We start from the raw sequence: 22,013 nt of genomic DNA on the forward strand, positions 1-22,013 counted from the left end.
ATGACGGCATTCGAGCCGTCATGCGCTCACGCCGGCGCATCGAGGTCGGCGCTGCGCGCGGGCACGAACGCGACCGCGACGATCGACAGCGCGAGCCCCGCCATCACGTAGTAGGTCGGCGCGAGCGGCGTGCCCGTCACCTTGATCAGCCACGTGACGATGAACTGGCCGAAGCCGCCGAACAGCATCACCGCGACGTTGTACGCGATCGACAGCCCGGTCGAGCGCACGTTGGCCGGGAACAGCTCGGCGATCATCGCGCCGAACGGCCCGTAGTAGCCCGCGAGCGTCACCGACAGCACGGCCTGCACCGCGATCAGCCGCCCGATGCTCGGCGCCGCGTCGAGCCACGCGAACAGCGGATACATCAGCGCGAGCGTCAGCACGAGCGACCACAGCGATAGCCCCTTGCGGCCGATGCGGTCCGACCACGCGCCCGCGACCGGCGACAGCACCATCAGCAGCAGGTTGCCGACGATCACCGCGTAGAACGATTCCGCATAGGGCAGCTTCAGCTGCTTCACCGCGAAGGTCGGCAGATAGCTGATCAGCACGTAGATCGTCACGGTGAGCGCGATCACCGAGCCGAGCCCGCACAGCACCTCGCGTGGGTGGCGCGTGAACACTTCGCCGAGCGTCGCGCGGCGCCCGCTTTGCTGCGCATGCAGGAATGCTTCGGAATCCGCGAGATGGCGGCGGATGTAGAAGCCGATCGGGCCGATCACGAGCCCGAGGATGAACGGCACGCGCCAGCCCCAGCTGCGCAGCGCGTCGTGCGACAGCCCGCGCGTGACGGCCGCGCCGACGAGCGCGCCGATCAGCAGCGCGGCTGCCTGGCTCGCCATCTGCCAGCTGCCGTAGAAACCGCGTTTCGAGAACGGCGCCGCTTCGATCAGCAGCGCCGTCGCGCTGCCGAATTCGCCGCCCGCGGAGAAGCCCTGCAGCAGGCGGCCGAGCACGATCAGGATCGGGCCGCCGATGCCGATCGCCGCATAGGGCGGCGCGATCGCGAGCAGGAAGATGCCGGCCGTCATCAGCAGGATCACGAGCGACAGCGCGGCCTTGCGGCCCGCGCGGTCCGCGTACAGCCCGAACACGATGCCGCCGATCGGGCGCATGAAGAACGCGACGCCGAACGTCGCGGTGGTGAGCAGCAGCGACGAGTATTCGCTGGAGGTGGGGAAGAACAGCTCGGCGATCACGACCGTCATGAAGCCGAACACCGTGAAGTCGTACCACTCGAGCGCATTGCCGATCACGGCGGCCACCACCGCGCGCCGGTTCAGCGCACGCTCGGGCCGGCTCGTTTTCGTTGAATTCGCAATCGTCGCCATGCGTGCCTCGTCCTCGTGAATGCGCCGTGTCGGGCGGTTCGGCGCGCGGGGTGCCGCGGCGCGCTGGTGTGCAGCGAGTGTAGAAAGCGACGGAACCGTTTTCAAGCAATAAAAAACGCCCGCCATCGTTCGATGGCGAGCGTGTTGCGGTTTTCGCCGCAATGCGGCATCGCGCGATGCCGCACGGGCCTCAACCCATCTTCGAGAAGGCGCTGCACCAACCCTTCGCCGACACCTGCTTGCCGGGGAACGCGCCGCACGGGCCCGAAGCCGAGCCCTTCTTGCCCTGGTACAGCATGCAGGCCGCACAATCCTGGCCCGCTGCGTATTTCGGGTACTTCGTCTTGTCGACCTTCGTGGCATCGGCCTTGTAGCCGAGCGCCGCCGCGGTCGGATCGGTTTCCGACAGCATCGGCGCATCGGCCAGCGCTTCGCGCGACAGCGCCAGCGCGGACACGGCACCAATGCTCGTAATCAGGAAACTCCGACGGGATGTTTTCATGGGGGACTCGCTCCAACGTTATCGGTTTGAAAGCCGTTCTGACGACGACCGTTCGACAGAATAACGCCCAAGCGAATAAATGTGCGCGCCGAAATGCCGGAGATAAGGGATTTCACACGGGTTTCGCGCGGCCGGCCCGCGCGGCGGCGGGCCGTGCGTCACGCGCGCGACACCATGTCGCCGACGCGCTGCGCGAGCGCGAGCGCGGCGGTGAGCCCCGGCGACTCGATGCCGAACAGGTTCACGAGCCCGCGCACGCCGTGCTGCGCGGCGCCCTGCACGATGAAGTCGGCCGGCGGCTCGCCGGGCCCCGCGACCTTCGGCCGGATGCCCGCATACGCCGGCTGCAGCGCATCGTCGGGCAGGCCCGGCCAGAATGCGCGGATCGACGTGTAGAACGCGCCCGCGCGCGCCGGATCGACTTCGTAGCGCAGCGCATCGCACCACTCGACGTCCGGGCCGAAGCGCGCCTGCCCGCCGAGATCGAACGTCAGGTGCACGCCGAGCCCCGCGCGATCGGGCATCGGATAGACCAGGTGCGAGAACGGCGCACGGCCCGACAGGCTGAAATAATTGCCGCGCGCGAGATAGAGCGGCGGCACCCAGCGCGGATCGAGGCCGCGCGTGCGGCGCGCGAGCGCCTGCGCGCCGAGCCCCGCGCTGTTGATCACGCAGGCGGCGTCGATCTCGGCCGGCGCGGCGCCGCCGGTGCGCACGATGAAGCGCCCGCCGCTCAGCACGTCGATCGCTTCGACCGGGGATTGCAGCGCGCACACGGCGCCGTCGCGTTCCGCATCGCCCAGCAGCGCGAGCATCAGCTGGTGGCTGTCGACGATGCCCGTGGACGGCGAGAACAGCGCCTCCACGCATTCGAGCGCGGGCTCGAGCGTCTGCGCCTCGGCGCGCGTGAGCGGCAGCAGGTCGAGCACGCCGTTTTCGGCCGCGCGCGCGGCGATCGCCTTCAACTGCTTCACCTGCGCGGCGCTCGTCGCGACGAGCAGCTTGCCCGTGCGCCGGTGCGGCACGTGATGCGTGTCGCAGAATTCGTACAGCAGGTCGCGCCCGCGCACGCACGATATCGCCTTCAGCGACCCGCGCGGATAGTAGAGCCCCGCGTGAATCACCTCGCTGTTGCGCGAACTCGTGCCCGTGCCGATCGCGTCGGCCGCCTCGAGCACGATCGTTTCACGCCCGCGCGCGGCAAGCTCGCGCGCAATCGCCAGACCGACGACACCCGCGCCGATCACGACACAATCCGTCTGCTCCATGGCTGTTCGCGCTGCTCGCGCGTCGAAGGGAGAGATAAGAATTGTACGTCCCGGTTCGCCCGCTTGCCGAACGCATGCGCATCGCGTCGCGACGACGCGGCCGGACGCGCAACGAACGCCACGCGCGCACGCCGCAGCCGTGCGCGCGTGGCCGCATCAGAAGCCGATCGGCCGGCGCTTCGCCGCGCCTTCGTCGGCGCGGATGTCGGCCGGCCCGATCGCGTCGCGGCCGGCGAGCCGCGCGGCGCCGAACGCGTGCAGCAGCGCACGGCGCATCGTCCGCGGCGGCGTCGCGGCCAGCACGTCGAGCGCATCGTCGCCGAGCGTATCGGGGAAGCGCCGCCCCCACGCATGCGACGTGCGGATCTCGTCGTAGATCGTCTGCGCGATCCGGCGCGCGCCGGCCGCATCGGGCGCCGCGATCTCGTACACGTTCATCCGGTTGAGCAGCGGCTCCGGAATCGCCTGCGCGTCGTTCGCGGTCGCGATCCAGATCACGTTGCCCGCGTTGATCGGCACTTCCGCGAATTCGTCGACGAAGGCGCGCGCGGTGTCGTGCTCGAGCAACGCATACAGCGCGCCGAGCGGATCGTATTGCGCATCGCTGCCGGCCTTGTCGATCTCGTCGACCGCGATCACCGGGTTCGCGTAGCTGCCGTTCACGAGCGCGTCGAACACCTTGCCGGGCTTCGCGTTCTTCCATTGCGACGACGCGCCCGACAGGATCCAGCCGGCCGTCAGCGAACTCATCGGCACGTAGTGGTACGCGGTGCCGAGCAGTTGCGCGAGCGCCTTCGCGAAATGCGTCTTGCCGATCCCGGGCGGCCCGAGCAGCAGGATCGGCATCAGTTCGAGCCGGTCGTCCGTTTCGAGACACAGCGCGATCTGCTTGCGCACGTCGTCGAGCGGCTCGCCGAAATTCGGCAATGCTTCGCCGAGCGCGTCGAACGACGGCATCCGGTTCGGCTTCACGCAGAAGCGCAGATTCCCCGTCTTGAGCATCCTCTCGTAGGTCGAGCGCAGTGCGTCGCTTGCGCTCTCGTTCAGGTCGCTCAGCGCCGTCTCGACCTGCTCGAGGTCGTACACCGTGCTGAAGGACGCCACCGCCAGTTCCTGTTTCACCATCGCCGTCGTCGTCATACCACCCTCGCTGCACTTGCCGTCACATACTCATCAGACCCTTACGATTTCAGTGTAGCGATCCCGCATCGCCATGCAAGCAAGCAGCCGGGCGCGTCTGCTGCTAACAGCGCGCGCACGCTGCACGGCCGCGCGCCGCGGCGTATGATCGAACGTTCACAAGGCTCGCGCCGGGCTCGCCGATCGCGCCCGCGCGCCGCGCACACGCTGCGCCGCACCTCGCCTGACACTTCGCCCGAAGGGTTGCCGATGTCCGTCCCCGCTGCTTCCCCGCGCGTCGATTCCGACGCGATCCGTTCCGTCGATGCCGTCGACGCCGCGCTCAAGTCGCGTCGCTCAGTCCGGGCGTTCCTGCCGACGCCCGTGCCGCGCGATACGATCGAAGCGATCCTCGAAGCCGCGAGCCGCGCGCCGTCGGGCACCAACATCCAGCCGTGGCGCGTGTACGTCGCGACAGGCGCCACGCGCGACGCACTCGCCGCCGCGCTCACCGCGGCCTACGACGATCCCGCCCGCGACGAGAAATACGTCGCCGAATACGACTACTACCCGCGCGAATGGGTGTCGCCGTATATCGACCGGCGCCGCAAGGTCGGCTGGGATCTGTACGGCCTGTTGAACATCCGCCGCGACGAGAAGGCACGCATGCACGCGCAGCACGCGCGCAATTTCCGTTTCTTCGATGCGCCGGTCGCGCTGTTCTTCACACTGGACCGGGTCATGACACATGGCGCGTGGCTCGATTGCGGGATGTTCCTGCAAGGCGTGATGACGGCCGCGCGCGCCCGCGGCCTCGATACCTGCCCGCAGGCCGCGTTCGTGCCGTTTCACCGGATCGTCGCCGAACACCTCGGCATTCCGCCGAACGAACAGTTCGTCTGCGGGATGGCGCTCGGCCACGCGGACCCCGACGCGCTCGAAAACCGCCTCGTCACCGAGCGCGCGAGCGTCGCCGAGTTCACGCGCTTTTTCGCTTGAAAACGCATGACGCGGCCTTACCTGCCGAGCAGGACCGCATCGTGCTGCGAACCTGTCGCGGCACGTCCTGTCCCATCACGACCGCAATCGATCGGGCGTAAGATGTGCGTCCGTTCCCCGCTATTCCGCGTTTCCGGAGACGTTTCATGCTGAAACACGGCCTGGCCGTCCTGCTTGCGAGCGTCGTGCTCGCCGCCCATGCGCAGAGCCCCGCGCCGGCCGTCGTCGCTTGGGAAATCCAGGTGGTGCGCGACGGTCAGACGATCGACACGTTCCAGCAAAACACCACCGTGGGCCAGTCCCGCACCGATACCCATCGCTATCCGGCCTCCGTGCCGGTGGGCTGCGGCAATGCCGCGCGCGTCGTGCCGACCGAGCGCGCGCGCGCGGTGACGGTCGCCCCGCTCGCCGTCGACGCCAACGCGAACACCGTGTCGCTCGGGCTCGACGTGCAGGAAACGCTCGACGACGAAAACGCGACGCGCGGCGATCCGTGCCTGCCCGCGTCGCCGCGGCAAATCGTCGCGAGCCACCCCGGCCTGGCGGTCGGTGGTGACGCGTGGACCGACTGGACGCTCGTCGAGCAGCATCCGCATCTCGTGTACCGCGTGCGCGCGCACGTCGCGAAGGACTGAGCGTCATGTCCGCCGACGCCCTCTCCCTGCCGTTCGCCGAACCGCACGCCGCGCCCGACGAAATCACCGCCGTCAGCTGGAACCTGCACAAGGGCCGCTCGCCGCTCGGCTTCACCGCGTGGAACGCGATGCGCAACTGGATGCAGTCCATGCACGCCGACGTGTATTTCCTGCAGGAAGCGATGGCGCGCCGCATGCCGCGCCCGTTGCTCGCACCGGGCTTCGGCGCGCCGATGGACGACACGGTCGACGACGTGTGGCATTGCCAGGCCACCGAGATCGCGCAGGCGCTCGACTGGCAGATCGCGCTCGGGCCGAACGTGTTCAAGCCGTCGTGGCGGCACGGCAACGCGATCCTGTCGCCGCATCCGCTCGACCTCGGCGGCCGCTGGGACATCTCCGCGCACCGCTTCGAGCGGCGCGGGCTGCTGGTCGCGCGCGCGACGCTCGCGGGCGCACGCCCGGTCACGCTGCTGTGCGCGCACCTCGCGCTCACGCGCGCCGCGCGGCTGCGCCAGATGCACTGGATCGCGCACTGGATCGTGCGCAACGCGGGCGACGGCCCGCTGATGCTCGCCGGCGACTTCAACGACTGGCGCAACGATTCGGTCGCGCTGTTCGGCGAGATCGGGCTGTCCGAGGTCGCGACGCTGCTCGGCGAATCGGGCCGCACGTTCCCCGCGTTCTCGCCGGCGCTCGCGCTCGACAAGATGTTCGTGCGCGGCCTGACGCCGCTCGAATGGCGCGCGCCGTCCGGCGAAGCCGCGTGGCTGTCGGACCACCTGCCGTACATCGCGCGCCTGCGCCTCGATCCGCAGTAACTCGGCCGAACGGTCGCGCCTCCCGGTCACGGCGCCGCCACAGCGCGTTCGCCGCGGCGCGAAACTCGCCGCCGATCACTGAAAGTTCGTTGAAAGGATATGTTGCGCCAAATCCGCGCAGCCGCGGGGGTCAAGCCCGCGATCCGCGTCAACAGGGTAAAATAACGAGTTCCTCAAACGTCTGTCATCGAGAAGGCGCGTGTCCGACGCGCCGGCCGGCCGATCCGCGATCGGGCCGTCGCACTCGGTTTTTTTTGCCCGTTTTTGGGCCCGTTACACGCGTTCGCCACGCGCGTCCGTTTTCAAAGCCATGAGCAAATACGACACCGCCACCGTCCAATCCGTCCATCACTGGACCGACACGCTTTTCAGCTTCACCTGCACCCGTGAGGCGAGCCTGCGCTTCAACAACGGTGAATTCACGATGGTCGGCCTCGAAGTCGACGGCAAGCCGCTCGCGCGCGCCTACTCGATCGTCAGCCCGAACTACGAAGAGCATCTCGAATTCTTCAGCATCAAGGTGCAGAACGGCCCGCTGACGTCGCGGCTGCAACACCTGAAGGTGGGCGACACGGTGCTGATCGGCAAGAAGCCGACGGGCACGCTGGTGGCCGACAACCTGCTGCCGGGCAAGACGCTGTGGATGCTGTCGACGGGCACGGGCCTCGCGCCGTTCATGTCGATCATCCGCGATCCGGACATCTACGACCGCTTCGACAAGGTGATCCTGACTCACACGTGCCGCCTGAAGGGCGAGCTCGCGTACATGGACTACATCAAGCACGACCTGCCGGGCCACGAGTACCTGGGCGACATCATCAAGGAAAAGCTCGTCTACTACCCGACGGTCACGCGCGAAGCGTTCGACAACGAAGGCCGGATCACCGACCTGATCGCCACCGGCAAGCTGTTCACGGATCTCGGCGTGCCGGCGTTCTCGCCGGAAAACGACCGCGTGATGCTGTGCGGCAGCACCGCGATGCTGAAGGACACGACCGAGCTGCTGAAGCAGGCCGGCCTCGTCGAAGGCAAGAACAGCGCGCCGGGCCACTACGTGATCGAGCGCGCGTTCGTGGACTGATCCGCCCCCGAAATTTGTGCCGCATCAAGAACCGGAGCAAAAGCTCCGGTTTTTTTTCGTCCGGACTTGGCGAATTCGTAACAAACTGGGACCATTCCATCTCAAATAGTTACATTTGGATACGTCATCGCCCGGTGGTCGGGTGTCAGTGTTTTTCCTACAACACCTTCATTCCGATTATTCACATTTACCCTTAAATGTCCGCCCGACATGACCTTTTCAGAAATTTTGAGATATTATTCGGCGCGCGTGGTTGCCGTTCGGATGAGCGTGAAAGGGTCGGATGCAAGTGTTACAAGACGTAACTTTTGTTACTTCGGCATGGAGCGATTCTCCGGCGGCGACCGTCATCGAAACGGCAGCCAGCCCACGCAGCCAGCCGGTGTCTGAACCGCTTTCTGACAGCAGGGAGAGTCATGGATACGTCGCTTAACGCGCCCTTGGGCGCCCACGCCCCGTTCCCGTCGCGGCAGCGCATGGCTGCTACTCCGCCCATGGCCGACGAAGCGCCGAAGCGCGACGCGTCCGCCGCGAGGATCGCGGCACTTTCCGCCCAGCTTCTCGCCGCCGACGAAGCGGCCCGCCGCCACCTGGCCGGCGAGCTGCACGACGGGCTCGGCGCCGAATTGACCGCCGCCCGCTTCGCGCTCGCAAACGTTCAAACGTGGCTGCCGGCCGATGCGCCGGAAGGCTGCCTGCGCGCACTGGCGCTGGCGCAGCAGGCACTCGACGCCGCGACCGACGCGAATCGCCGGCTCATCGACGAGCGCGACACGCCGGCACTCGATGCCGGCATGGTCGGCGCGCTGGCATCGTGGATCGACACCCATGCGGCGCGCACCGGCCTGCGCACGAGCTTCGTGTGCGCGGCCGATGCACGCCTGACGCAGCTCGCCGGCGCCAGCGCGCTCGCGGTGTTCCGCGTCGCGCAGGAAGCGCTGTCGAACGTCGCGAAACACGCGCGCGCGACGTCGGTCGACGTCCGGATCGTCACCGACGGGACGCACCTGTCGCTGAGTGTCGCCGACGATGGGACCGGTTTCGCCGCCCGGCCCCGCCGCAACGGCTACGGCCTGGCCGGCATGCGCGCGCGCTGCGAGGCGTTCGGCGGCAGCTTCGAGACGGCCACGCCGGCCACCGGCCGCGGCACGCGCGTCACCGCGCGCTTCGCGTGGGCTTCGCTGCTCGCGGTGCCGGTCGCGGCCCGTCGCACGTCGCTTTCGTGAGGTCGCGATGAGCCTGAACATCCTGCTCGTGGACGATCACGCAATCGTCCGGCAAGGGATCCGCCAGTTGCTGATCGACCGCGGCGTCGCGCGCGACGTGACCGAGGCCGAGAGCGGCGGCGACGCGATGGCCGCCGTCGACAAGCAGGAATTCGACGTGATCCTGCTCGACATCTCGCTGCCCGACACGAACGGCATCGAGGTGCTCAAGCGCCTCAAGCGCAAGCTGACGCGCGCGCCGGTGCTGATGTTCTCGATGTACCGCGAGGACCAGTACGCGGTGCGCGCGCTGAAGGCCGGCGCGGCCGGCTACCTGTCGAAGACGGTCAACGCCGCGCAGATGATCGGCGCGATCCAGCAGGTCGCGGCCGGCCGCAAGTACGTGAGCCCCGCGATGGCCGAGGCGCTCGCCGAATACGTGTCGTTCGAGAACGAACCGCTGCCGCACGAGAAGCTGTCCGATCGCGAATACCAGACGCTCTGCATGCTCGCGTCGGGCAAGCGGCTCACCGATATCGCGAACACGCTGTCGCTGTCGGTGAAGACGGTGAGCGTGTACCGGTCGCGGCTGCTCGAGAAGATGCGGCTGTCGAACAACGCGGAACTCACGTTCTACGTGATGAGCAACCAGCTCGTCGACATGGCGCCCGCGGCCGGCGCCTGATCCCCCAGCCCACTCGAATTCGTCCGATCCGGCGACGCGGCGCCCGCCGCGCCGCGCTCGAACGCGCCCGTTTCGCGCGCAAACGCTTGTTTTATCGGCCGATTCCGCGGCGCCCCGCTGCGCCGCAGCCGGGCTTGCACGCCAAATCAGCTAAAATTATGGGTTTTCACTCAGTCGGCGCGCCGTGCCTGCGCGTGCTGGCGATCCATCCGCAATGTCTCTCTTCCGCAAGAAAAACGTCGATCGCATGATCGCCGGCGCGCAAGCCGCCGGGCTCAAGAAAGCGCTCGGCGCGATCGACCTCACCTTCCTCGGCATCGGCGCGATCATCGGCACCGGCATCTTCGTGCTGACCGGCACCGGCGCCGTCCAGGCCGGTCCCGCGCTGATGCTGTCGTTCGTGATCGCCGCGATCGCGTGCGGCCTCGCCGCGCTGTCGTACGCGGAGTTCGCGTCGACGATCCCCGTCGCCGGCTCGATCTACACGTATTCGTACGCGACGCTCGGCGAGCTCGCCGCGTGGATCATCGGCTGGGACCTGATGCTCGAGTACGGCCTCGCGTCGTCGGCCGTGTCGGTCGGCTGGTCGGGCTACCTGCAGTCGCTGCTGCAGGGCTTCGGGCTGTCGCTGCCGGCCGTGCTGACGGCCGCGCCCGGCGCGGTGCCGGGCGTCGTCACGTGGTTCAACCTGCCCGCGTTCCTCGTGATGATCGTGATCACGACGCTGCTGTCGATCGGCATCCGCGAATCGACCCGCATCAACAACATCATGGTGTTCATCAAGGTGTCGGTCGTGCTGCTCGTGATCGCGGTCGGCCTGTTCCACGTGACGCCCGCGAACTGGAAGCCGTTCATGCCGCACGGCTGGAACGGCGTGTTCGGCGCGGCCGCCGTGATGTTCTTCGCGTTCATCGGCTTCGACGCGGTGTCGTCGGCGGCCGAGGAAGTGAAGAACCCGAAGCGCGATTTGCCGATCGGCATCATCGCGTCGCTCGCGGTGTGCGCGGTGCTGTACGTGACGGTTGCCGCGGTCGCGACCGGCATCGTGCCGTCGGCCCAGTACGCGAACATCTCGCACCCGATCTCGTACGCGCTGCAGGCCGCCGGCGAGAAGTGGGTGGCCGGCTTCATCGATCTCGGCGCGGTGCTCGGCATGCTGACCGTGATCCTCGTGATGAGCTACGGCCAGACGCGCGTGATCTTCGCGATGTCGCGCGACGGGCTGCTGCCGGCCGCGCTGTCGCGCGTGCACCCGCGTTATGCGACGCCGTTCCTGACGACCTGGCTGGTCGGCCTGTTCTTCGGGCTGATCGCCGCGCTCGTGCCGCTCAACGTGCTCGCCGAGCTGATCAACATCGGCACGCTCGCGGCGTTCTCGATGGTGTCGATCGCCGTGCTGGTGCTGCGCCGCACGCACCCCGAGCTGCCGCGCGCGTTCCGCTGCCCGGGCGTGCCCGTGGTGCCGATCCTCGCGGTCGCGGCGTGCCTGTTCCTGATGCTGAACCTGCAGCCCGTCACGTGGGCCGCGTTCGGCATCTGGCTCGTGATCGGCCTCGTGATCTACGCGCTGTACTCGCGGCACCACTCGAAGCTCGCGCACGGCCACCCCGACGCGCACTGAGCGCCGTCATGGCGCGCCTCCGCGGTGCGCCATGACGACCCCCGCGCGGGGCCGGCACCGGCTCCGCACGCCCCCCTCTCCCGGCAGCAACCCTCTGCAACCGCACGATCCCTGTCCGATCGTCGCGATGTCTTGCCCGATCCTCCGGATTTGCCCGCACCGGCCGGCGCGCCGCCTGCACGCGCGCGCCGGCCGGTTCATAATCCCGCCATCGAACGACGGCGCCGCGCGGCGGGCCGTCCGGCAACAGGAAAAAACGATGGAAAGCGTCGATCTCGATGTACTGAAATCCAGCGCGCGCTGGCTCGAAGAAGGGCGCCGCGTGCTGCTCGTGACGGTCGTGAAGACGTGGGGCTCGTCGCCGCGCCCCGAAGGCGCGATGCTCGCGGTGCGCGAGGACGGCCTGGTGGTCGGCTCCGTGTCCGGCGGATGCATCGAGGACGACCTGATCGCCCGCGTGCATGCGAGCGGCATTGCGGTCGATGCGCGCCCGGAAGCGCTCAAGTACGGCGTGACGGCCGAGGAAGCGCACCGCTTCGGGCTGCCTTGCGGCGGCACGATCCAGCTGGTGCTCGAACCGCTCACGCGCGACAGCGGGATCGCCGCGCTGTGCGCGGAAGTCGAGGCCGGCCGCCTCGTCACGCGCACGATGGCGCTCGCGACCGGCCGCGCGTCGCTGTCGCCCGCGCAGGCAGCCGACGGGCTCGCCTTCGACGGCGAACGGCTCGTGACGATCCACGGGCCGCGCTACCGGATGCTCGTGATCGGCGCCGGCCAGTTGTCGCGCTATCTGTGCCAGATCGCGGTCGGGCTCGACTATCAGGTGACGGTCTGCGATCCGCGCGAGGAATACACGGATGCGTGGGACGTGCCGGGCACGCGCGTCGTCCGTACGATGCCCGACGATACGGTGCTCGACATGAAGCTCGATGCGCGTTCGGCCGTGATCGCGCTCACGCATGACCCGAAGCTCGACGATCTCGCGCTGATGGAGGCGCTGAAGACGCCCGCGTTCTACGTGGGCGCGCTCGGCTCGCGGCGCAACAACGCGGCGCGGCGTGAGCGGCTGCGCGAATTCGACCTGAACGAAGTGGAACTGGCCCGGCTGCACGGGCCGGCCGGCATCTACATCGGCAGCCGGACGCCGCCGGAAATCGCGATCTCGATCCTCGCGGAGATCACCGCCGCGAAGAACAACGTGTCGCTGCCGACGATCCTGCAGGTCGAAGGCGCGAAGGCCGCGCGCGAAATCGCGGCGAACAGCGGCGCGGCCTGCGGCCTCTGACCCGCAGCGGCGGGCGGTAACGCTCGCCGGCCGCCCGCCGCCACCCCGGCGCGAACGTCGATCAGGTCAGGCCGGCTGCCAGCGCGGCGGCAACCGAACCGACCACCAGCACGACGCCGACCGTGCGGCGCTTGTTCAGCTCGGTCCACAGCAGCACGCCCGTCAGCGACAGCAGGATCAGCGAGCCTGCGATCGTATCCATCAGCAGCACCCAGCCGAGATTCATCCCGACGCCGCGATGCAGGTTGTTCAGCGTCGTCAGGAACGTGTTGCCCGTGCGCTTCACCGACACGTAGCCGTTGCCGACCCAGTACTCGGCCTGCAGGTTCTGGTGCGGCCCGAACACGCCGAATTGCCAGTGCTCGGGCTGCATCACGCGCTTGTCGCCCCATGCGACGGCCTGCGCGGGCTCCTTGCGCATGCGGCCCGGCTTGCCGTCGAAATGCAGCTCCTGCTGCAACCATTTCGTCATCGCGGCGGGCGTCTTCGGCACCGGATCCGGCAGCGCGACCTGCATCTCCTCGACCTGCGGCTCGCCGGTCGAAATCTTCAGCGGCGGCGCGCGGTGGTTCAGCAGCACGCCCGTCACGCCGAACAGCAGCCCGAGCACCGCGCCCCACAGCCCGACCCAGCCATGCACCTTGCGCAGCCATTTGATGAAGGTCGCGCGGCGCGAGCGCTGGCGGCGCGCGGCCAGTTCGTCGTCGTTCAGCGGACGGCCCGCCGGGTGCAGCACGGTGACGCCGGCGCGCGGCATGCCCGTCTTGGGCGGGTCGATCGTTTCGGGCGCGTTCACGCGAAAGTATCCATTCGTTCAAAACGACGGGCGGCGCGCAGGGAATGCGCGCCGCCCGGGCAACATGAAAATGAGAATGGATATCATTACATAAATCGAAAGCCGGCTCAATCCGTACGCGTGCGGAGCGGCAGGTTCGGCGTGCGCGCGAACGCGGACGAAAGGCACACGTTGCGATGCGATGACGATCGATAGACCGCAAATACCGGCGGAATGATCCCGCAAGCCGCGGACAGCCGTTCGTAAGAAGCCGCCCGACGGCAGGCCGTTCAGCGCAACGGCGGCAACGGAAAACGCGGCGCGGCGTCGTCCGGCGCAGGCTCGGTGCGATCGAGCGCGTACAGCCACGCTAGCAGGTCGGCGACCGCCTGATAGAGCTGCGGCGGAATCCGGTCGTCGAGATCGACCTGCATCAGCAGCGACACCATCTCCGGCGCCGTATGCACGTACAGCCCTGCATCGTGCGCGCGCGCGACGATCATCTCGGCGAGCACGCCGTAGCCCTTCGCCACCACGCGCGGCGCCGCATCGCCGCCTTTCGGGTCGTAGACGAGCGCGGCCGCGCGCTTGCGGGACGTCATGCTCATGGCAGCGCCTCGTCATCGTCGCCCGGCACCCGCGCGCCGGGGCCGCCGGCCGCGCCGCGCGCATACGCGGCGGCGGCTGCCTGGGCGGCGAACAGGTCGAAGCCGTCGGGTCCGTCGTCGACCGCGCGAATCGACAGCCCGCCCACCTTGAGCCCCGAGCCTTCGAGCCGCTGCCGCAACGCGGCTTCGTGGCGCGTGAGACGGTCGGCGCCCGTCTGGTTCGCGCGCAGCCGCGCGACGAGCTGCGCGCCGTTCAGCACCAGCTCGGCATCGACCGTGCCGAGCGACGGCAGCGTCAGCGTCAGGCGCGTGCGCCACGCGATGCCGTCGCCCGCGTCGTCGCCACCGCCGCCGCGCGGTGCGCGGTGGCCCGGTTCGTCGGGCTCGATCGTCCAGTCGAGCCGCGCGCCGGGCCACGCCTCGCCGGTCCAGCGAAACTGGTCGGTCGCGAGCGCATCGAGCTGCTGCCGGACGAGCGGCACGGCGGCCGGATGCACCGTCGCGAGCGGCTGCGCCTGCGGATCGGACGATCCGGCGGCCAGCTCGGCACGCGCGGGCGTCCAGCGCGTATCGGCGTGCGCAGCCAACGGATCGGCGGTGTCGGGCGGCAACGACGCGCCCGGCCGGCCCGCCGCCGGCGCGGCCTGCGCAGGGTCGCGCGCAGGCGCGCCGCCCTGGGCCGGCGGTGGCGCGCTTGCCCGCGCGGCGGCCGGCAGCGGCGGGCGCTGCGCGAGCAGTTCGTCGAGCACGTCGGTCGATTCGTGCGGGACGGCTTCCGGGTCGGCCGGCGCGAGCGCGGTCGCGAGGCGTGCCTGCGGCTCGCGCAGTAGCGCCGCGAGCGGACGCTGGCCGGCCAGCCACTGCGCGAGATGGGATTCGTAGAAGAGGCCGCTTTCGCTCACGGCCTGCGCGAGCGCCGCACGCAGCGCCGCGACCGGCGGCGGCGCGGCCGCATCGCGCGCCGCCGCAGCGGACGACGCTTGCGCGGAAGCCGGCGTGGCAGACGCAGCGGGACCGGACGCAGCCGGCGCGCGAGCCGGCACGGGCGTATCGGTGAGCAGCACGGTGGGATCGGCCAGTAGCGGCAGCCGACCGACGATCGCCGGCGTCGCATCGCCGCCCGAGCGCGAGATCGCGTCGAGCGCGCGCCCGACCTCGGACAGCGCGGTCTGCGTGGAAGCGGGCGGTGCGGCGGGCGGGCTGCCGGCCGGCGGCGGGGACGACGCGCCGGCGCCCGGCGTGCCGACCTGCGCGGTCGCGCCGCCGCCGGCGGGCGCCGATACGGTGCCGGTCAGCAGGCTGTCGAGGCGGCTCGCCAGCAGCGCGGCTGCAACGGAGTCGATACCGGTCATGATCGGAGCCTGCTCATGTCAGCCACATCGTTGCGAATCCGGGCGCGGCACGCCGGTGCCACCCGCGGGAACAGCGCGCGCCGCATGCGGCACCGGGCCCGGGCGCCGCGCGCCCGTCTCCCGGAACACGGCCCTACCCGCGCGCGCGGTACAGATCGGTCAATACCTGCGTCGAGCGCCGCGCCTCGAACAGCGCGGACAGCCGCGCGACGTCCGGGCTCGCGAGATCGCGGATCGCGGCGTCGTCGGCCAGGATGCGGCGGATCAGGTCGAGCTTGCGGCCGAGATCCGATTCGTCGAGCGCGACGCCCGGATCGGCCTCCTTCAACCCGTCGACGAGCTGCATGAATTCGGCCTGCAACCCCGGCAACGCGTTCCAGTCGGCGCCGCGCGCGGCGCACAGCATCCGGCCCGACACGGCGGCGAGCGCCTCGTAAAGCGCGAAGTATTCGGCCTTGTGATTCATCGTGATGCTTCCGCTACCTGTTGCGCGGCCATCCGCGCGACTTCCGGGGCGATGCCCGTCCATGCTTCCTCGAGCGTCGCGAGCAAGCCGTCGACCTCGACCAGCATCGCGTCGCTCGCCTGCGCGTTCGCTTCCAGCAGGCGCCGGCCGATATACGCATACAACGCATTGAGCCGGTCGGCGATCTCGCCGCCCGCGTCGCGGTTCAGCGACGCCTGCAGGCCGCTCTCGACGATCCGGATCGCCTTGCCGATCGCTTCGCCGCGCCCGGCTACGTTGTCCTGCTGCAAATGCATGCGCGCCAGCGCGATCGCCTGCCGCGCGCCCTGGTACAGCATCGCGATCAGCCGGTGCGGGGAGGCGCCCATCACCCCGGTCTCGACGCCGACACGCGCGTACGCACTGGCTCCAGCGTGTCCTGGGGAAAACATGCGCTTCTCCTTGTTATTTGCCTTGGCTAGTCGGGAGCCGCTGCCGTGCGTCGCACGGCGCGGCCTTCACCGGAGTTATCGGAAGGGATTTGAAAAGCTTTAGGTGCGCGGCGGCTGCCGCCGGGCAAGCGATGCCGGCTCGCCGGCCCCGTTCTGCACGCGCCGAACCGCCCCCGGATGCCCGTCCCTGGATGCTCGTCGCCGGATAGCCGTCCCCGGATGCCCGTCGTCGGATGGCCGTCCCCGGATGCCCGTCGCCGGATAGCCGTCCCCTCACACCGACATCTGCATGATGTCGTTGTAAGCGCTCACTAGCTTGTTGCGGACCTGGAGCCCGAACTGGAAGCCGATATTGGCTTTCTGCATGTCGACCATCACGTCGTTCAGCGAGATGTTCGGCGCGCCGACCTCGAACGCCTTCGCCTCGCCGAGCGCGTGCTGCTGGTCGCCGCTGATCTTGTCGAGCGACGCCTTCATCGCGCTCGCGAACGTGCCGGCCGTCGCCGCACCCGAGCCGGCCAGCGCCGCCGTCGGGCTCGCGACGCCGCCGGATGCCTGCGCGGCCATCGACTGCATCTGTTGCAACACCGAACCGATTCCGCTGACGTTCGCAGTCATGCTGTCCCCAGACATAGAGAAGAGACCCGGACGCACCGGGTGATCCGCCGGCGCCGCACCACGCGCACCATGCCGGATCGCGAAAAAGGATAGCAGCGCGGCGCGCGTCAAAGCCGAGAAAGTACGGGGGAAACCCCGCTCTTTTCGGTCGATCGGAGTACGCCGCGGGTCACGATAATCACATCGTGTCATTGTCCGCCCGCTCGTCCGAGCGAGCTCAGTCGTCCCGCTCCGGAGAAACTCGACGCATGGATTCGCAGGCCAACTCGCTGATCAACCCAGACGCCCGCGCGGGCCTCAGCCCGGCGCCCGGCGCCGCCGCGGCCGCCGCGTTGCCGGGCGCGGGCGGCGCAGGCGCGGACTTCGGGCTAGGCGGCTTCGCGGAACGCATTCCCGGCATCTCGCGGATGAAGGGCAACCCGAAGCTGCCGTTCGTGATCGCCGTCGCGTTCGCGATCGCAGCGATCACCGCGCTCGTGCTGTGGAGCCGGGCGCCCGATTACCGCGTGCTGTACAGCAACCTGTCGGACCGCGACGGCGGCGCGATCATCGCCGCGCTCCAGCAGGCAAACGTTCCCTACAAGTTCGCCGATGCCGGCGGCGCGATCCTCGTGCCGTCGAACCAGGTGCACGAAACGCGCCTGAAGCTCGCCGCGCTGGGGCTGCCGAAGGGCGGCTCGGTCGGCTTCGAGCTGATGGACAACCAGAAATTCGGCATCAGCCAGTTCGCCGAGCAGATCAACTACCAGCGCGCGCTCGAAGGCGAGTTGCAGCGCACCATCGAATCGATCAATGCCGTCCGCGGCGCGCGCGTGCATCTCGCGATCCCGAAGCCGTCGGTGTTCGTGCGCGACAAGGAAGCGCCGAGCGCGTCGGTGTTCGTCGACCTCTACCCGGGCCGCGTGCTCGACGAGGGCCAGGTGCAGGCGATCACGCGGATGGTGTCGTCCGGCGTGCCCGACATGCCGGCCAAGAACGTGACGATCGTCGACCAGGACGGCAACCTGCTGACCCAGACCGCGTCCGCGTCCGGCCTCGACGCGAGCCAGCTCAAGTACGTGCAGCAGGTCGAGCACAACACGCAGAAGCGCATCGACGCGATCCTCGCGCCGATCTTCGGCGCCGGCAACGCGCGCTCGCAGGTCAGCGCGGATCTCGATTTCTCGAAGATCGAGCAGACGTCGGAAAGCTACGGCCCGAACGGCAATCCGCAGCAATCCGCGATCCGCAGCCAGCAGACCAGCAGCGCGACCGAACTCGCGCAGGGCGGCGCGTCGGGCGTGCCGGGCGCGCTGTCGAACACGCCGCCGCAGCCGGCTTCCGCGCCGATCGTCGCCGGCAACGGCCAGAACGCGCCGCAGACCACCCCGGTCAGCGACCGCAAGGACCAGACGACCAACTACGAGCTCGACAAGACGATCCGCCATACCGAACAGCCGATGGGCAGCGTGAAGCGGCTGTCGGTCGCGGTCGTCGTCAACTACCAGCCGGTCGCCGACGCGAAGGGCCACGTGACGATGCAGCCGCTGCCGCCCGCGAAGCTCGCGCAGGTCGAACAGCTCGTGAAGGACGCGATGGGCTACGACGCGAAGCGCGGCGACTCGGTGAACGTCGTGAACAGCGCGTTCTCGACCGTGAGCGACCCGTACGCCGACCTGCCGTGGTGGCGCCAGCCCGACATGATCGCGATGGCGAAGGAAGCCGCGAAGTGGCTCGGCATCGCGGCAGCCGCGGCGGCGCTCTACTTCATGTTCGTGCGCCCGGCGATGCGCCGCGCGTTCCCGCCGCCCGAGCCGGCCGCGCCGGCGCTCGCGGCGCCGGACGATGTGGTCGCGCTCGACGGCCTGCCCGCGCCGGACAAGGCGGCGGAGGAAGCCGATCCGCTGCTGCTCGGCTTCGAAAACGAGAAGCACCGCTACGAACGCAACCTCGACTACGCGCGCACGATCGCCCGCCAGGATCCGAAGATCGTCGCCACCGTCGTGAAGAACTGGGTGTCCGATGAACGCTGAAGGCTTGACCAAGAGCGCGCTGCTGCTGATGTCGATCGGCGAGGAAGAGGCCGCGCAGGTATTCAAGTTCCTCGCGCCGCGCGAGGTCCAGAAGATCGGTGCCGCGATGGCCGCGCTGAAGAACGTCACGCGCGAGCAGGTCGAGGACGTGCTGCAGGAGTTCGTGAAGGAAGCCGAGCAGCACACCGCGCTGTCGCTCGATTCGAGCGAGTACATCCGCTCGGTGCTGACGAAGGCGCTCGGCGAGGACAAGGCCGGCGTGCTGATCGACCGCATCCTGCAAGGCAGCGACACGAGCGGCATCGAGGGCCTGAAATGGATGGATTCGGGCGCGGTCGCCGAACTGATCAAGAACGAGCATCCGCAGATCATCGCGACGATCCTCGTGCACCTCGACCGCGACCAGGCGTCCGAAATCGCGTCGTGCTTCACCGAACGGCTGCGTAACGACGTGCTGCTGCGGATCGCGACGCTCGACGGCATCCAGCCGGCCGCGCTGCGCGAGCTCGACGACGTGCTGACGGGCCTGCTGTCCGGCAGCGACAACCTGAAACGCAGCCCGATGGGCGGCATCCGCACCGCGGCCGAGATCCTGAACTTCATGACGAGCGTGCACGAGGAAGGCGTGCTCGAAAGCGTGCGCCAGTACGACGCCGATCTCGCGCAGAAGATCATCGACCAGATGTTCGTGTTCGAGAACCTGCTCGACCTCGAGGACCGCGCGATCCAGATGGTGTTGAAGGAAGTCGAGTCGGAAACGCTGATCGTCGCGCTGAAGGGCGCGCCGCCCGCGCTGCGCCAGAAGTTCCTCGCGAACATGTCGCAGCGCGCGGCCGAACTGCTCGCCGAGGATCTCGACGCGCGCGGCCCGGTGCGCGTGTCCGACGTCGAGACGCAGCAGCGCCGCATCCTGCAGATCGTGCGCAACCTGGCCGAGAGCGGCCAGATCGCGATCGGCGGCAAGGCGGAAGACGCGTATGTCTGATTCGGCGAGCGATCGCGTGGGCACCCTCACCGCGTACCAGCGGTGGGAGATGGCGTCGTTCGACCCGCCGCCGCCCCCGCCGCCGCCCGACGACGCGGCGGCCGCTGCCGCCGCGCTCGCCGAGGAACTGCAGCGCGTGCGCGACGCCGCGCACGCCGAAGGCCATGCGGCCGGCCACGTCGAAGGCCAGGCGCTCGGCTACCAGGCCGGTTTCGAGCAGGGCCGTGAACAGGGTTTCGAGGCCGGCCAGGCCGACGCCCGCGAACAGGCCGCGCAGCTCGCGGCGCTCGCCGCGTCGTTCCGCGAAGCCGTCTCGGCCGCCGAACACGATCTCGCGTCCGACCTCGCGCAGCTCGCGCTCGACATCGCGCAGCAGGTCGTGCGCCAGCACGTGAAGCACGACCCGGCCGCGCTGGTCGCCGCCGTGCGCGACGTGCTCGCGGCCGAACCCGCGCTGTCCGGCGCGCCGCATCTCGCGGTGAATCCGGCCGACCTGCCCGTCGTCGAAGCGTATCTGCAGGATGACCTCGACACGCTCGGCTGGACCGTGCGCACCGACGCATCGATCGAGCGCGGCGGTTGCCGCGCGCACGCCGCGACCGGCGAGGTCGACGCGACGCTGCCCACGCGCTGGCAGCGCGTCGCCGCCGCGATCGGCAAGGTGAGCACGTGGTGACGCGCTCGCCCGACGCGCTCGCGCACGACGGCATGACGCCGCTCGAACGCGAACTCGCGCTCGCGTCGTTCGGGCCGGCGGCCCCGCACGATCCTGCCCACGACGCCACGCCGCATGCAGCGGCCTCGGCCGGCGCCGCCCCGCGCGCGCCGCACAATCCGCATCTCGCGCACTGGCGCACGCACCTGAACGGGCTCGCCGCGCGCAGCCACCGCGCGCTGCCGCTGCGGCCGTGCGGGCGCCTCACGCGCGCGGCCGGCCTCGTGCTCGAGGCGATCGGGCTGCGCCTGTCGGTCGGCGCCGAATGCACGATCGAACTGCCGCCCGGCAGCACGCTGTCGCACGCGGAAGCCGAAGTCGTCGGCTTCGCCGGCGACCGCCTGTTCCTGATGCCGACCACCGACGTCGCCGGCGTGCTGCCCGGCGCACGCGTGTGGCCGCGCGAAAGCGCACCCGTCACCGATCCGCTCGCGGGCGCGAAGCGGCTGCCGGTCGGCTGGGAGATGCTCGGGCGCGTCGTCGATGCGTCCGGCCGCCCGCTCGACGGCCTCGGCCCGCTCGCGTCGAAGGTCGACGCACCGCTGTCGGCGCCGTCGATCAACCCGCTCGATCGCGAACCGATCCATCACGTGCTCGACGTCGGCGTGCGCGCGATCAACGCGCTACTCACCGTCGGCCGCGGCCAGCGGATGGGCCTGTTCGCCGGCTCCGGCGTCGGCAAGTCGGTGCTGCTCGGCACGATGGCGCGCTATACGAGCGCGGAAGTGATCGTGATCGGCCTGATCGGCGAACGCGGCCGCGAAGTGAAGGAATTCATCGAACAGATCCTCGGCGAGGACGGGCTCGCGCGTTCGGTCGTCGTCGCGGCGCCGGCCGACGTGTCGCCGCTCTTGCGGATGCAGGGCGCCGCGTACGCGACGTCGCTCGCCGAGTATTTCCGCGACCAGGGCAAGCACGTGCTGCTGCTGATGGATTCGCTGACGCGCTATGCGATGGCGCAGCGCGAGATCGCGCTGGCGATCGGCGAGCCGCCCGCGACCAAGGGCTATCCGCCGTCGGTGTTCGCGAAGCTGCCCGCGCTCGTCGAGCGCACCGGCAATGGGCCCGAAGGCGGCGGCTCGATCACCGCGTTCTACACGGTGCTGACCGAAGGCGACGACCAGCAGGACCCGATCGCCGATTCGGCGCGCGCGATCCTCGACGGCCACATCGTGCTGTCGCGTGCGCTCGCCGAGGCCGGCCACTATCCGGCGATCGACATCGAGGCGTCGATCAGCCGCGCGATGACCGCGCTGATCGACGAAACGCATCTCGACCACGTGCGGCAGTTCAAGCAGATGCTGTCGCGCTACCAGCGCAATCGCGACCTGATCGCGGTCGGCGCCTACGCACCCGGCCGCGACGCGCAGCTCGACCGCGCGATCGCGCTCTACCCGCGCATCGAGGCGTTCCTGCAGCAGGGCTTTCGCGAATGCGCGCCGTTCGCATCGAGCCTCACTGCGCTCGATGCGCTGTTCGACGCTTACGGAGGCTGA

22 protein-coding genes are annotated in these 22,013 nt (G+C 69.4%); 12 read left to right on the top strand and 10 right to left on the bottom strand.

What is annotated here, in order from left to right; translation table 11 throughout:
* Positions 1–26: 26 nt before the first annotated feature.
* The 4 genes from HWW87_RS27615 to HWW87_RS27630 all read right to left on the bottom strand — a co-directional run bounded on the left by HWW87_RS27615 (position 27) and on the right by HWW87_RS27630 (position 4,229).
* Positions 27–1,334 carry an MFS transporter gene (locus HWW87_RS27615; RefSeq protein WP_175822973.1) on the bottom strand — a complete coding sequence of 436 codons (1,308 nt, stop codon included), beginning with the start codon at positions 1,332–1,334 and terminating at the stop codon, positions 27–29.
* Positions 1,335–1,524: 190 nt separating this feature from the next.
* Positions 1,525–1,836, bottom strand: coding sequence for a high-potential iron-sulfur protein (locus HWW87_RS27620; RefSeq protein WP_027785695.1), 312 nt, complete (start codon positions 1,834–1,836; stop codon positions 1,525–1,527).
* 158 nt (positions 1,837–1,994) lie between these two features.
* Entirely contained in the window at positions 1,995–3,104 is a 1,110-nt protein-coding gene (locus HWW87_RS27625; protein WP_175822974.1) for an NAD(P)/FAD-dependent oxidoreductase, read from the bottom strand.
* A 156-nt stretch (positions 3,105–3,260) separates the two neighbouring features.
* The gene (locus HWW87_RS27630) at positions 3,261–4,229 is read right to left on the bottom strand and encodes an AAA family ATPase (RefSeq protein WP_175823063.1); all 969 of its coding nucleotides are present in this window, start codon (positions 4,227–4,229) and stop codon (positions 3,261–3,263) included.
* 264 nt (positions 4,230–4,493) lie between these two features.
* Between HWW87_RS27630 and HWW87_RS27635 the strand changes: the two genes are divergently transcribed.
* From HWW87_RS27635 to HWW87_RS27670, 8 genes are all read left to right on the top strand, one after another.
* Positions 4,494–5,222, top strand: coding sequence for a nitroreductase (locus HWW87_RS27635; RefSeq protein WP_174434567.1), 729 nt, complete (start codon positions 4,494–4,496; stop codon positions 5,220–5,222).
* A 146-nt stretch (positions 5,223–5,368) separates the two neighbouring features.
* On the top strand, positions 5,369–5,857 hold the full coding sequence (locus HWW87_RS27640; RefSeq protein ID WP_175822975.1) for a hypothetical protein: 489 nt from the start codon (positions 5,369–5,371) through the stop codon (positions 5,855–5,857).
* Positions 5,858–5,862: 5 nt separating this feature from the next.
* Positions 5,863–6,678, top strand: a complete 816-nt coding sequence (locus HWW87_RS27645) for an endonuclease/exonuclease/phosphatase family protein (RefSeq protein WP_174434565.1) — start codon at positions 5,863–5,865, stop codon at positions 6,676–6,678.
* A 310-nt stretch (positions 6,679–6,988) separates the two neighbouring features.
* Positions 6,989–7,759, top strand: coding sequence for a ferredoxin--NADP reductase (locus HWW87_RS27650; protein ID WP_027785701.1), 771 nt, complete (start codon positions 6,989–6,991; stop codon positions 7,757–7,759).
* 416 nt (positions 7,760–8,175) lie between these two features.
* The gene (rqpS, locus tag HWW87_RS27655) at positions 8,176–8,985 is read left to right on the top strand and encodes a quorum system sensor histidine kinase RqpS (protein ID WP_175822976.1); all 810 of its coding nucleotides are present in this window, start codon (positions 8,176–8,178) and stop codon (positions 8,983–8,985) included.
* Positions 8,986–8,992: 7 nt separating this feature from the next.
* Complete coding sequence (gene rqpR, locus HWW87_RS27660; RefSeq protein WP_174434562.1) at positions 8,993–9,649, top strand: response regulator transcription factor RqpR; 657 nt, start codon at positions 8,993–8,995, stop codon at positions 9,647–9,649.
* A gap of 214 nt (positions 9,650–9,863) precedes the next feature.
* Entirely contained in the window at positions 9,864–11,270 is a 1,407-nt protein-coding gene (locus tag HWW87_RS27665) for an amino acid permease (RefSeq protein WP_175822977.1), read from the top strand.
* A 259-nt stretch (positions 11,271–11,529) separates the two neighbouring features.
* The gene (locus tag HWW87_RS27670) at positions 11,530–12,555 is read left to right on the top strand and encodes an XdhC family protein (RefSeq protein WP_175822978.1); all 1,026 of its coding nucleotides are present in this window, start codon (positions 11,530–11,532) and stop codon (positions 12,553–12,555) included.
* A gap of 61 nt (positions 12,556–12,616) precedes the next feature.
* Here HWW87_RS27670 and HWW87_RS27675 read toward each other — a convergent pair whose 3' ends face one another.
* The 6 genes from HWW87_RS27675 to fliE form a co-directional block, all read right to left on the bottom strand.
* Entirely contained in the window at positions 12,617–13,351 is a 735-nt protein-coding gene (locus HWW87_RS27675; RefSeq protein ID WP_175822979.1) for a PepSY-associated TM helix domain-containing protein, read from the bottom strand.
* A 269-nt stretch (positions 13,352–13,620) separates the two neighbouring features.
* On the bottom strand, positions 13,621–13,938 hold the full coding sequence (locus HWW87_RS27680; RefSeq protein ID WP_006477526.1) for an EscU/YscU/HrcU family type III secretion system export apparatus switch protein: 318 nt from the start codon (positions 13,936–13,938) through the stop codon (positions 13,621–13,623).
* Positions 13,935–15,290 (bottom strand): flagellar hook-length control protein FliK, encoded by a 1,356-nt coding sequence (locus HWW87_RS27685; protein ID WP_175822980.1) that lies wholly within the window; start codon positions 15,288–15,290, stop codon positions 13,935–13,937. The genes HWW87_RS27680 and HWW87_RS27685 overlap by 4 nt, the downstream gene beginning before the upstream one ends.
* A 133-nt stretch (positions 15,291–15,423) precedes the next feature.
* Positions 15,424–15,756, bottom strand: coding sequence for a flagellar protein FliT (locus HWW87_RS27690; RefSeq protein WP_174434738.1), 333 nt, complete (start codon positions 15,754–15,756; stop codon positions 15,424–15,426).
* The gene (gene fliS, locus HWW87_RS27695) at positions 15,753–16,187 is read right to left on the bottom strand and encodes a flagellar export chaperone FliS (RefSeq protein ID WP_006486995.1); all 435 of its coding nucleotides are present in this window, start codon (positions 16,185–16,187) and stop codon (positions 15,753–15,755) included. Before fliS ends, HWW87_RS27690 begins: the two co-directional genes overlap by 4 nt.
* A gap of 273 nt (positions 16,188–16,460) precedes the next feature.
* Positions 16,461–16,805, bottom strand: a complete 345-nt coding sequence (gene fliE / locus HWW87_RS27700) for a flagellar hook-basal body complex protein FliE (RefSeq protein WP_006486991.1) — start codon at positions 16,803–16,805, stop codon at positions 16,461–16,463.
* Positions 16,806–17,053: 248 nt separating this feature from the next.
* Between fliE and fliF the strand changes: the two genes are divergently transcribed.
* From fliF to fliI, 4 genes are read left to right on the top strand one after another with little or no spacing between them, the layout of a single operon-like run.
* Positions 17,054–18,817: a flagellar basal-body MS-ring/collar protein FliF gene (gene fliF, locus HWW87_RS27705; protein ID WP_175822981.1), complete on the top strand. Its 1,764-nt coding sequence runs from the start codon at positions 17,054–17,056 to the stop codon at positions 18,815–18,817.
* Positions 18,807–19,802 (top strand): flagellar motor switch protein FliG, encoded by a 996-nt coding sequence (gene fliG / locus HWW87_RS27710; RefSeq protein WP_174391054.1) that lies wholly within the window; start codon positions 18,807–18,809, stop codon positions 19,800–19,802. The genes fliF and fliG overlap by 11 nt, the downstream gene beginning before the upstream one ends.
* A complete protein-coding gene (gene fliH / locus HWW87_RS27715; RefSeq protein ID WP_175822982.1) occupies positions 19,795–20,478 on the top strand; it encodes a flagellar assembly protein FliH in 684 nt (227 codons plus the stop codon). The genes fliG and fliH overlap by 8 nt, the downstream gene beginning before the upstream one ends.
* Positions 20,472–22,013, top strand: a complete 1,542-nt coding sequence (gene fliI, locus HWW87_RS27720) for a flagellar protein export ATPase FliI (RefSeq protein WP_175822983.1) — start codon at positions 20,472–20,474, stop codon at positions 22,011–22,013. The genes fliH and fliI overlap by 7 nt, the downstream gene beginning before the upstream one ends.

Source organism: Burkholderia sp. BCC0419 (assembly GCF_902830285.1).
Taxonomy (GTDB): Bacteria; Pseudomonadota; Gammaproteobacteria; order Burkholderiales; family Burkholderiaceae; genus Burkholderia.

What these genes read in the sequence shown, in the direction of transcription:
- HWW87_RS27615 (WP_175822973.1), bottom strand. Translation starts at nt 1,334, where the DNA reads ATGGCGACGATTGCGAATTCAACGAAAACGAGCCGGCCCGAGCGTGCG.
- HWW87_RS27620 (WP_027785695.1), bottom strand. Translation starts at nt 1,836, where the DNA reads ATGAAAACATCCCGTCGGAGTTTCCTGATTACGAGCATTGGTGCCGTG.
- HWW87_RS27625 (WP_175822974.1), bottom strand. Translation starts at nt 3,104, where the DNA reads ATGGAGCAGACGGATTGTGTCGTGATCGGCGCGGGTGTCGTCGGTCTG.
- HWW87_RS27630 (WP_175823063.1), bottom strand. Translation starts at nt 4,229, where the DNA reads ATGGTGAAACAGGAACTGGCGGTGGCGTCCTTCAGCACGGTGTACGAC.
- HWW87_RS27635 (WP_174434567.1), top strand. Translation starts at nt 4,494, where the DNA reads ATGTCCGTCCCCGCTGCTTCCCCGCGCGTCGATTCCGACGCGATCCGT.
- HWW87_RS27640 (WP_175822975.1), top strand. Translation starts at nt 5,369, where the DNA reads ATGCTGAAACACGGCCTGGCCGTCCTGCTTGCGAGCGTCGTGCTCGCC.
- HWW87_RS27645 (WP_174434565.1), top strand. Translation starts at nt 5,863, where the DNA reads ATGTCCGCCGACGCCCTCTCCCTGCCGTTCGCCGAACCGCACGCCGCG.
- HWW87_RS27650 (WP_027785701.1), top strand. Translation starts at nt 6,989, where the DNA reads ATGAGCAAATACGACACCGCCACCGTCCAATCCGTCCATCACTGGACC.
- rqpS (WP_175822976.1), top strand. Translation starts at nt 8,176, where the DNA reads ATGGATACGTCGCTTAACGCGCCCTTGGGCGCCCACGCCCCGTTCCCG.
- rqpR (WP_174434562.1), top strand. Translation starts at nt 8,993, where the DNA reads ATGAGCCTGAACATCCTGCTCGTGGACGATCACGCAATCGTCCGGCAA.
- HWW87_RS27665 (WP_175822977.1), top strand. Translation starts at nt 9,864, where the DNA reads ATGTCTCTCTTCCGCAAGAAAAACGTCGATCGCATGATCGCCGGCGCG.
- HWW87_RS27670 (WP_175822978.1), top strand. Translation starts at nt 11,530, where the DNA reads ATGGAAAGCGTCGATCTCGATGTACTGAAATCCAGCGCGCGCTGGCTC.
- HWW87_RS27680 (WP_006477526.1), bottom strand. Translation starts at nt 13,938, where the DNA reads ATGAGCATGACGTCCCGCAAGCGCGCGGCCGCGCTCGTCTACGACCCG.
- HWW87_RS27685 (WP_175822980.1), bottom strand. Translation starts at nt 15,290, where the DNA reads ATGACCGGTATCGACTCCGTTGCAGCCGCGCTGCTGGCGAGCCGCCTC.
- HWW87_RS27690 (WP_174434738.1), bottom strand. Translation starts at nt 15,756, where the DNA reads ATGAATCACAAGGCCGAATACTTCGCGCTTTACGAGGCGCTCGCCGCC.
- fliS (WP_006486995.1), bottom strand. Translation starts at nt 16,187, where the DNA reads ATGTTTTCCCCAGGACACGCTGGAGCCAGTGCGTACGCGCGTGTCGGC.
- fliE (WP_006486991.1), bottom strand. Translation starts at nt 16,805, where the DNA reads ATGACTGCGAACGTCAGCGGAATCGGTTCGGTGTTGCAACAGATGCAG.
- fliF (WP_175822981.1), top strand. Translation starts at nt 17,054, where the DNA reads ATGGATTCGCAGGCCAACTCGCTGATCAACCCAGACGCCCGCGCGGGC.
- fliG (WP_174391054.1), top strand. Translation starts at nt 18,807, where the DNA reads ATGAACGCTGAAGGCTTGACCAAGAGCGCGCTGCTGCTGATGTCGATC.
- fliH (WP_175822982.1), top strand. Translation starts at nt 19,795, where the DNA reads ATGTCTGATTCGGCGAGCGATCGCGTGGGCACCCTCACCGCGTACCAG.